The 8,324-nt window shown below is 43.3% G+C and carries 12 protein-coding genes and 1 pseudogene; 1 reads left to right on the forward strand and 12 read right to left on the reverse strand.

The features are described 5' to 3' along the window. Window positions 1-109: 109 nt before the first annotated feature. The 12 genes and pseudogenes from H6G41_RS29790 to H6G41_RS29845 all read right to left on the reverse strand — a co-directional run bounded on the left by H6G41_RS29790 (window position 110) and on the right by H6G41_RS29845 (window position 7,756). On the reverse strand, window positions 110-553 hold the full coding sequence (locus H6G41_RS29790) for a PIN domain-containing protein (RefSeq protein ID WP_190751389.1): 444 nt from the start codon (window positions 551-553) through the stop codon (window positions 110-112). Continuing rightward, complete coding sequence (locus H6G41_RS29795) at window positions 550-801, reverse strand: hypothetical protein (RefSeq protein WP_190751391.1); 252 nt, start codon at window positions 799-801, stop codon at window positions 550-552. The genes H6G41_RS29790 and H6G41_RS29795 overlap by 4 nt, the downstream gene beginning before the upstream one ends. 71 nt (window positions 802-872) lie before the next feature. After that, window positions 873-977, reverse strand: a pseudogene (locus tag H6G41_RS36280) (M15 family metallopeptidase); the annotation flags it as partial. A 70-nt stretch (window positions 978-1,047) separates the two neighbouring features. After that, a complete protein-coding gene (locus H6G41_RS29805; protein ID WP_190751395.1) occupies window positions 1,048-2,058 on the reverse strand; it encodes a tyrosine-type recombinase/integrase in 1,011 nt (336 codons plus the stop codon). A gap of 429 nt (window positions 2,059-2,487) precedes the next feature. Then, window positions 2,488-4,278: a hypothetical protein gene (locus tag H6G41_RS29810; RefSeq protein ID WP_190751397.1), complete on the reverse strand. Its 1,791-nt coding sequence runs from the start codon at window positions 4,276-4,278 to the stop codon at window positions 2,488-2,490. A gap of 65 nt (window positions 4,279-4,343) precedes the next feature. Then, a complete protein-coding gene (locus H6G41_RS29815; protein ID WP_190751399.1) occupies window positions 4,344-5,042 on the reverse strand; it encodes a hypothetical protein in 699 nt (232 codons plus the stop codon). Window positions 5,043-5,047: 5 nt separating this feature from the next. Then, the gene (locus H6G41_RS29820; RefSeq protein ID WP_190751401.1) at window positions 5,048-5,458 is read right to left on the reverse strand and encodes a hypothetical protein; all 411 of its coding nucleotides are present in this window, start codon (window positions 5,456-5,458) and stop codon (window positions 5,048-5,050) included. After that, window positions 5,455-5,757, reverse strand: coding sequence for a hypothetical protein (locus H6G41_RS29825; RefSeq protein ID WP_190751403.1), 303 nt, complete (start codon window positions 5,755-5,757; stop codon window positions 5,455-5,457). Before H6G41_RS29825 ends, H6G41_RS29820 begins: the two co-directional genes overlap by 4 nt. Window positions 5,758-5,843: 86 nt before the next feature. Next, window positions 5,844-6,041 carry a hypothetical protein gene (locus H6G41_RS29830; RefSeq protein WP_190751405.1) on the reverse strand — a complete coding sequence of 66 codons (198 nt, stop codon included), beginning with the start codon at window positions 6,039-6,041 and terminating at the stop codon, window positions 5,844-5,846. A gap of 97 nt (window positions 6,042-6,138) precedes the next feature. Further along, window positions 6,139-6,555, reverse strand: a complete 417-nt coding sequence (locus H6G41_RS29835) for a hypothetical protein (protein WP_190751407.1) — start codon at window positions 6,553-6,555, stop codon at window positions 6,139-6,141. A gap of 1 nt (window position 6,556) precedes the next feature. Further along, on the reverse strand, window positions 6,557-7,489 hold the full coding sequence (locus H6G41_RS29840) for a hypothetical protein (protein WP_190623746.1): 933 nt from the start codon (window positions 7,487-7,489) through the stop codon (window positions 6,557-6,559). 18 nt (window positions 7,490-7,507) lie between these two features. Continuing rightward, a complete protein-coding gene (locus H6G41_RS29845) occupies window positions 7,508-7,756 on the reverse strand; it encodes a hypothetical protein (protein WP_190623745.1) in 249 nt (82 codons plus the stop codon). 227 nt (window positions 7,757-7,983) lie between these two features. Between H6G41_RS29845 and H6G41_RS36285 the strand changes: the two genes are divergently transcribed. Beyond that, window positions 7,984-8,154 (forward strand): plasmid partition protein ParG, encoded by a 171-nt coding sequence (locus H6G41_RS36285; protein WP_190623744.1) that lies wholly within the window; start codon window positions 7,984-7,986, stop codon window positions 8,152-8,154. Window positions 8,155-8,324 lie beyond the last annotated feature (170 nt).

Here is an 8,324-nt window from a genome sequence, read left to right on the forward strand (position 1 = left end):
CCGCCAAAGACCGCGAACGCTAATTTTTGGCTGCTTCCTTCTTTACAGGAATGTCGTCATATCCATATTTCCCGCCAATTAATCTTTTCTAAAATTGCAAATAGTCTGCTCACTCCACCGACAACTCACCCACCACTAAAACTCTCAACTCGGTCACCCGTTTAAAAGCTGCATCATTGGTCAAAAACGCCTCACAACCAGCAATTATTGCCGCTGCCACCTGCAACGCATCGGGTAACTGAAGGTTATAACGCACTCGAATAAAAGCAGCTTCTCGCGCAATAGCAGCATTAATTTCCACGAAAACTACTTGCTCTTGTTGCAACACATCGACAAAAGCCTGCTCTAAATCCACTAACCCCAGACGGATAGCACCCACCAAACACTCTGATAACGTTATGCCAGATGCTACTGCTGTAATGTCAGCTTCTAACCGATGAAAAATTGGATCGACTAAATCCACAAACTGCGGATTGCGTTCTACAAAATAAATTACGGGTGCTGTATCGAGAAATAAGCGTGAAACTCCAGCTAAGGCATCACTAATCCTCATTCATCTCCTCGCAACAACTGTTCTCGATACTCATCCCCTTCCCGTCGAGTCCGCGAAACCCACTCTTGAGCATCTTCACCCAATAGTGGATAGGGAGCCATACCCTTCAAATCGCTCCACTTGCGTTTTGGTTGCGCTTGAGTAATATGTTTCTTCACACGCTCCACCAAATGTCCCATCACCGTCAATTGCTCCTCTGGAGTTAGTTGCTCAATTTCGCTTAAAATTTTTTCAAGTGACGGACTCATCAACCTAACCCTTATCAACAGAATTAAATTTTAGCGTCTTTACTCTTAGCGCTTTTGCCCCGATGTGAGCATCAACTAATGGGAAAATCAAAATATGTATTTGCAAAAGGTTCATCTTTAAAGGTGTAATGCCACCATTCTCGACTATAGTTTCTAAATCTATGTTTTTCCATAACTGTATTTCTTTTTTTGAAGCAACACACAAAATATCTTCAAACGTAGCAGCTACCTTCACACTACCCCAATTTAATCCAACCCATCCATCAATAGCTCAGACATCTCCAATTGATCACGGTTGCGGTTATCGTCGTAAATCTGGAGCGTATTTAGTTTGGCGTGTCTGCTGAGTTTTTGGGCTTTGCGGACGTTGCCATCGGTTTTTTCAAGTACAGCAGTGATGGCACTGTGGCGACAACGGTGCGGGGACATAGTTTTTTCAACCCCAGCCCGTTTAAATAACCGCTTGACTATTTTATATATGCCATCCCCGGTTAACCTGTGGCCAGCATTTTGAAAATCAACCGAGGTAAACAACGGGCGGGACGAGGACATATCGCCACCACGGGCAATCACCCAATCAGTAATAGCTGTCACAGTGGCTTTTGGCAGATTCATCGTCACTCGTACAAGCTTGCCCTTAGCCAAAATTGATAGCGTTCCCTTAGAAGCGTCAAAATGTCTCAAGTCTAAGGTGCTAATCTCATTTCGCCTCAAAGCATTGCCCCACAGCAGCAGCAACAAAGCATAGTCCCGCTTGCCTGCCAACGTCGTGCGCTCGCACTCTTTAATGACAGTCAAAAATTCCTCTTCAGTCACACCGCTAGTATCGCGGTAAGCCTGCACAGGAATACTGTCCACATCTACCGCATAGTTGCACACACCCAGCTTTCGCCCGTAGGCAACCAGAGATTTAATTGCAGCCAGTCGGCGGTTAATCGTGTTGGGTGCTAGTCCAGCTTCAGCAAGTATGGCTCTGTACTTAGTCACTACCAGGGTGGCTTTGTGACCCTCCAGGTGTAAAAACTCCAGAATAGAATCCCGATTAGGGCGCTGGCCCGTCATGCGAGTAAAAAAATCCGTGATATCTTTGCGGTAAGCTTTACGGGTTCCCTCGCTGTTCTTGGATTTCAGCAATTCCTCCAATACATCGGGGTCAGAGTCAATTACACCAGCAAAGTACGCCTCAATTTTGGCACTGAGGGCATTTTCTAATTTCTGGACTACAACTAACTCAACGGATTCGGTATCTTCGCTCATGACTCCCCCGGCTGCGGTATTTAGAATGGACGTTTCCAATACCACAACCCATTATCTAGCAACGGGGGTCAGAGTGTTGCGGTTTTGCTCTGGTTGCGGCCGAATTGTCTACACTCTCTTCTATACCCTTGATAGAAAATCTTTGCAAGAGAGCGATATCAAATATAGACAACAGCTCCACATCTACAGGTGAAACATGAGGGAAATGGTGAGATAGCAAGCTAAATACAACTCTATTTACATTTGGTGGGATTGAGACACTACGTCCTGTCTACTGATAGCAGCCTGATAGCAGTGGAGAAATTTTGATCGCTAAGCTCCCGTCAGGACTTAAGCCAGTAACTTGGTACGACAAAAAGCCCTCAGAGGTTTTCTCTGAGGGCTTTTGGAGGAAATAGGTGTAAAAATCTTACTAGAACTATTGTACTACTAACGCTCCCCCATCAACTCTTTGAACTGTGCGTAAGCTTCCTTCCAAGCAGCTGAACCGCCCTTCTTACACTGCCAGAGCCTCTCAATCATCTCAGTCTGATTCAGTTCAGTTCGCAAAATCTCAATCATCCCCAAAACCTGCTCTCTAGTTAAGTTCAAAGGCGTGAACCGTAAGAGCGAACTCTGACTCAAATCGCCATAACCCTTATCCGGCAGTTGGTTCAACGGTTCAGCGATTGGTTCAGATAGTTCATAGAGTGAATTGGGATGAACTGTATCTTGAATTGATTGATTTACTTCATTGCCATCCGCTAACAGTCGCCTGGAATCACGATCATAACCAGAAAAATTGGGCATTTTTGGTAATGGCAACCATTCATTAAACTTCCCATAGTAGTAACAGCGTTTAACAGCAGATTGACCACATAATTGTTGAATATCTTCCGTCGGCAGCTTCTTATCTTTAGGCAACCATTGAGTAGAAATCAGTGCAGTATATGGCGCTAAATTCTCACTAGTAATTAACGCCAACGGGATAAACTGTGAACGGACTCCACCACTGACACCAATATCATCAGTATTAGGGTTAAGCGCAACAATCCAAATATTCCACCCAGCACTATCACCCACAGAAACTAGCCCCATAATTACCGTCTTAAACCAATTGCCTTCCCCCTCATTCTTCATCAAACTTGACAGGTAAGTGGCTTCATCTAAAATCAGCAATTTCTGACCTGGGATAGCTTGAAACTCCTTAATAGTCGCTTTGAACCACTCAACAGTTTTACTGGGATTCCATTCCAACACCTTGGCACGCTTCAAAACATCTACTTTCCCAGTGAAATAACCCGTTTCCTTCTCATCTCCTTTCGGGTCAATGTAAAAGATAGTTGTGTCAGTATGTCGCTGTTTGATCCCATCTAACACATTAGAAATTATCAAACCCTTACCACTACCTTGCTGCCCAATAATCAAGTGGTTCTGAATACGAGCGCTCATAGCGGTAATTAAATCAAAATTACCGCCAGCTATAGCGAAGGCACCTCCTGGAGTTGGTAGGTCAACAAATTTTGGCACTGGCAATGACGCAAACTTGGCAGCAGGAATTCCAATAGAAGTCTTAGTTATACTTTCTTGGATAGCCATCACCTGCTCTTCATTGATGCGTGGGTCAACAGTCACAGTCGCCAAATGCCCATGCAGCTGCTCAGGAGATGGAAAATTACCTTTTAATTGAATAAACCAATCCAAAATCCATCGGTAAGCATAAAATCTCTTGCCTGAAGAGACCTGTGCTAAATAGTCAGTCAAAATATGCGCCGACTGCTTGAGCATAGCAAACTCAAATCTTTCCATTGGCTCAAGGTGACACATCAAATCAACTAAAGCGTTCTGGTTATTAAACCAATCAACTCTAGCCTCACTGTCACCCATTGCTGAGAGGAATTCAATTAGATTGCCCCTGATAAATGGGATGGGTGCAAATTGGTGGGTGTCATTAATATCCTGGGCTAGCGACCAAACATAACCAGCAAAAGCCACCAACGCCCCAATCGGGGCTAATGGCGAAGTAGCGTAACAAATTGCTCCGGTTGCAGCAGTACCAAGTGTTAAGAATTTAGCAAGATTCATCCCTGCTCTTTCTTCTTTGGCACGAATTAATAATTGGTCAAGCCTTTCCTGTAGCCAAGCCGCAGTATTCCCTGCTTCAAGATGTTCAATATTTGGGTAATCTGACCGTAATTTTACTGTTTCTTTCGTGGAGAGAATAGGTAAGATTAAATCCATGATTTTTCCTCTTAAACAAGCTATACGTCACCTCAGAAATTAAAATTTTCTGAGGTGTTAATTTTTTATTTCTTGGTCAACTTCCAAATTGAATAACCAATCTCACCCGCCATCATTGAGACAAAGTTGTAGACCAAACAAGCCATAATTTGGGATGGGTTTGTATAGCGCCAAGGGTTGCGCCCTACAAAAGTTGTAGTAACATCAAATACCCAAAAGAAGAGTGCAATTGCTCCTGAAGTATGGCGTTCTTTCATGCCCGCTCTTTTATAATCACCCCATAGTGCAACTGTTAAATCAATACTCCCACTTGGCTTACTTCCCAAAGTGAATTGTTTGCTCGATTCAAATTCAGATTTGGCTTGATTTGGGTCTTTACCACGTAGGGTTTTCGCCTCCATAATTTGCACTAATGCACTGATGCCAAAACTTATCCAAAATAGCGGGTTAAACGGCAATTGGAGCCAGCCAATCCAACCAATCCAAGTATTTTCAAACCAGGGAAAGATGGGGACTCCTTGAAACATTACTTGCCAGATGCCATCTGTTGATAACAGCGTGCCGATAAAGAAACCAATTGCGCCTACAATCTTTGTGCCGCTTGCTCCTGGTGTGATAAATTGGGCGACTAAATGAGCAACGAAACTCACAGGAAGTGATACTAAATCGACAATCCACCGCGCTAACAGTTCGGCGTAATCACCTAATTTTCTCTGCTGATTCTCTTGTTTAGGTGGCTCCGAAAAACCTTTATAAGTCTCCATCTTTTTTACTCCTGCTTGACTGTTAACGGGGGCGAGTTATTACAAGCATTAAGGAAGCGATATTTCCATTGCCATTGCCGCGCTTCAATGCGCCCTATGCACTTACCAACTGAGTCGTAAACGTAGACTGTTTCATCTTCTAGATAGCCTGTAACATCCGGTCTGGGGTTACGTTTTGGACTGTCTAAATACCCGCGCATTCGTAATTTTCGGTAAGCAGGTAAAACACCTAATTCGTTGACTAAATTGGCTGTATTCGCTCTTTCAGTTGCTTTTGTGCGTTCAATATCTTCTGATGCTCTGATGGTGGTAGCAGCGTTATAAGCGTTGAATTGCGCTGGTAGTTTCATGAGCATGGGACTGGCGATTAAAGCCAGCCCCGCTAATCCTAACGAGGCTTGCTTTTGATGTTTCATTGCTGATGCTTCAATTGATTGATAATTGCTTCTGCCAGTCCCAGGTGTTCACCAATGGGTAGGTGTTGATAAATGTCAGCCTGCAATTTTTGAATGTTGTCTGCGGCGATTTCTTTTATGTAACGTCCTTCAGTGGCTATTTGGGCGTTGAGCAGGTTGACGGTGATAGCTTGGAGAAGATGGAGTTTTTCTAGTCTTGGTATGCCTTCAAGTTGGCTGCCATAGGTATCTTGAAGCCAGTCAAGATAACTGCCATCTCCGGGAGTAACGGCGCAGTAATAGCCTAACGGTTTGTTCATTGCTAATATCCTTATTGTGTCTATGATGCGTAGATGCAAGGGGGGCGAACGCAGTAGTTTCTCAGGCTGTGCGATCGCTCTCCCCATCACTGAAAAAATCCTTCTCTCGATGTGTCCACAGTGCAAGCAGAAGCTTCCCATTGCAGAGTATTGAAAAATTGACTGACATCACCAAGAGTTACATCACAATTCATTTGCAAGCCTTGGAACTGTGGGTGCTGCCTTATTTGAATTAATAATTGTTGGGCAAGTGCAATCAATTCTGGCAGTGGTTGAGTATTCATAATTCACCTCAGAAAATTGATAACTGCAATGATTCCTGGCTAATAATTTCTTCGGCTTTCGGGATGTACTTCTGATCCAGGACTATACGCTTTTGACTCATAACTTCAGACTCCTCATCAATGTTTGGCCTTTCGGCTTCTCTATTGGTTGAATTTGTTCAATTGATGTGACTTCTGTCTGAATTTCTGGCTGTTGATTCACAGGTTTTGTTAGAGGTGTTTGAATACTTGTTGTATTACCTGCCAAGTATTCCGAAATTAATAAATTTGTGGCAGAGGCTATATTTATCCCTCTAGATAACCCATATTGTGACAACCATTCATAATGGCGTTTATCTAGCCTGACTCTTGCTTCTTTTGTCTCAATCTGTGACAAATTAGTTAATTTCAAGTCCCATTTATGTTTGATTGCATCCAACAGCAGATTTACGGTATCACTCAACTTTAAATAGTCGAATCTTAGTCTGATTCCCTCCACTTTGGCGGCAACAATAGCCGCTAAACGTACTTGCATTTCACATAGCCAATAGTGCAGTAATGTTTGATAGATGAGGGTCAACAGGAATATAAAATCCAGGTTTTGCACTCAGCTTATGGCGTACCAGATTCGCACATCCACCAATCAGCATGATATTGGTTACATCTGCCAAGTAATCATTAGCAGCTGTGGTAATGCCGTCCATCAGCCCGTTAAACCAGTTTTCTAACAAGCCAGGGAAGACTGAGGAAAAATCATACTTTCGCCCGTATGTGATGGAGCCGTCAGCTATAGCATCCATCATCTTGGCCACTTTGAATGCAACGTTATCGCGCTTGGCATAACTCTGCATTAGGTCAGAGTTGATGATGTCGTTAGCCAAAGAGACACCGCCCACCTTGGGGATTGAACGACGGGTCAGAACTTCACCACCGGGAGTCATTACAACATAGTTAGTAGTGCCACCGCCGATGTCGATGCCGAGTGTGTCGCCTTCTAGGTCGAGTAAGCCTTTTTTGTAACCGTTAACCACAGCCACGTCTGTTTCTAGGTAAAACTCTACATTCCTGATGCGGTGTTTATAAGTTCTGCCATTAACTGTGACTTGATGATCTGCAATCAAAGTTTGACGAATTGCATCTTCATCCCAGTGATTGCGCTCTGGCACTAAGAAGCGGACAGTACCCTCAAAATCTTGCCGCAAGCCTGCCAGGGTGAAAGGTTTAACAAATTCTGGTAACTGTTTGCCTCGCTCGGCTGCGGTTTGTGGGTTTTTCTGCTTGGTGGCGCGTTCTCCCAAAACTAATACTTTGTTGTCTAGTTTGACGCTGGGGGAATCATCGGTATCTATGTCCCTAGCACTGGTGTAGGTCACATCTTGAAAGACTGAGCGCATCACGCGAGGCTTTTCACCTTTTTTGGCAGTAATGCTGGTGAAGTTGCCAATATCTGCAAAGTAAATGTTGTACACTTGCATTCTCCTATTAAGCTAGATATTGCTGTTAATACTTTCTGTATCTCGTTCTTTAGGCACAGCCACAGCTACCATTTGCATTCCATTAGCAGGCATTAAAACACCTGCAAAGATCTGTCTGTGTTCGTAACAGATTTTGTCCATCAATTCGGAAAGATGAACACTAGAGACAGCATTCTCAGAAACCCCAAGTACCCTTGGAGCTTGAGATTTTAAGTACTGTTCTAAACTTGCAGGTATACGAACTCTGGAATTTTCTGCCATTATTTCGCTCCCTTGCTTTTGGAGTTTTAGCGGGTCTTGCAGGTGCAATCACTCTTCATTCCCTTGGTTTTACCCTACGTCCGGTTCTGTCCCGCTTGCTGTATTTCAGCTTAACCCACAAACCCACAAACCCACATTGCGAATCAATAAAACTTTACGAAACCTTGGAACTAGCTTTATAAAGTGAGTTAATGGGTAAATCTATTTGTGTGCTTAGATTTTAATTTATGGCGAATGAGAGCAAAGATAAGATTTTTTTTCGTACTAGGATTGATGCGTTAATACACAAGCGATTTAAAAAACTGTGTGTGGATGAAGACGTAACTATGGAATCTGTGGTCAACAAACTGATTGAAGACTGGGTTAAGCACAAGGAAGCGGAGTCTGAAAAAAAATAGTACGTCTGTGGGTTTGTGGGCAAATAGAGCTATAATGTGTCAAATAAAACCCACAAACCCACATAGCTTTTACGTCATGAAACTTCTATTTATGGTCTTTAATCCCTGAAATTTGAGCTAATAAATGCCAAAAAGTCTGCGAGGTAGGAACTCACAGACTTTGACTCAAA

Source organism: Tolypothrix sp. FACHB-123, assembly GCF_014697075.1.
Classification (GTDB): Bacteria; Cyanobacteriota; Cyanobacteriia; order Cyanobacteriales; family Nostocaceae; genus Aulosira.

Coding starts and splice junctions, on each gene's coding strand:
- H6G41_RS29790 (WP_190751389.1), bottom strand. CDS start 553: ATGAGGATTAGTGATGCCTTAGCTGGAGTTTCACGCTTATTTCTCGAT.
- H6G41_RS29795 (WP_190751391.1), bottom strand. CDS start 801: ATGAGTCCGTCACTTGAAAAAATTTTAAGCGAAATTGAGCAACTAACT.
- H6G41_RS29805 (WP_190751395.1), bottom strand. CDS start 2,058: ATGAGCGAAGATACCGAATCCGTTGAGTTAGTTGTAGTCCAGAAATTA.
- H6G41_RS29810 (WP_190751397.1), bottom strand. CDS start 4,278: ATGGATTTAATCTTACCTATTCTCTCCACGAAAGAAACAGTAAAATTA.
- H6G41_RS29815 (WP_190751399.1), bottom strand. CDS start 5,042: ATGGAGACTTATAAAGGTTTTTCGGAGCCACCTAAACAAGAGAATCAG.
- H6G41_RS29820 (WP_190751401.1), bottom strand. CDS start 5,458: ATGAAACATCAAAAGCAAGCCTCGTTAGGATTAGCGGGGCTGGCTTTA.
- H6G41_RS29825 (WP_190751403.1), bottom strand. CDS start 5,757: ATGAACAAACCGTTAGGCTATTACTGCGCCGTTACTCCCGGAGATGGC.
- H6G41_RS29830 (WP_190751405.1), bottom strand. CDS start 6,041: ATGAATACTCAACCACTGCCAGAATTGATTGCACTTGCCCAACAATTA.
- H6G41_RS29835 (WP_190751407.1), bottom strand. CDS start 6,555: ATGCAAGTACGTTTAGCGGCTATTGTTGCCGCCAAAGTGGAGGGAATC.
- H6G41_RS29845 (WP_190623745.1), bottom strand. CDS start 7,756: ATGGCAGAAAATTCCAGAGTTCGTATACCTGCAAGTTTAGAACAGTAC.
- H6G41_RS36285 (WP_190623744.1), top strand. CDS start 7,984: ATGGCGAATGAGAGCAAAGATAAGATTTTTTTTCGTACTAGGATTGAT.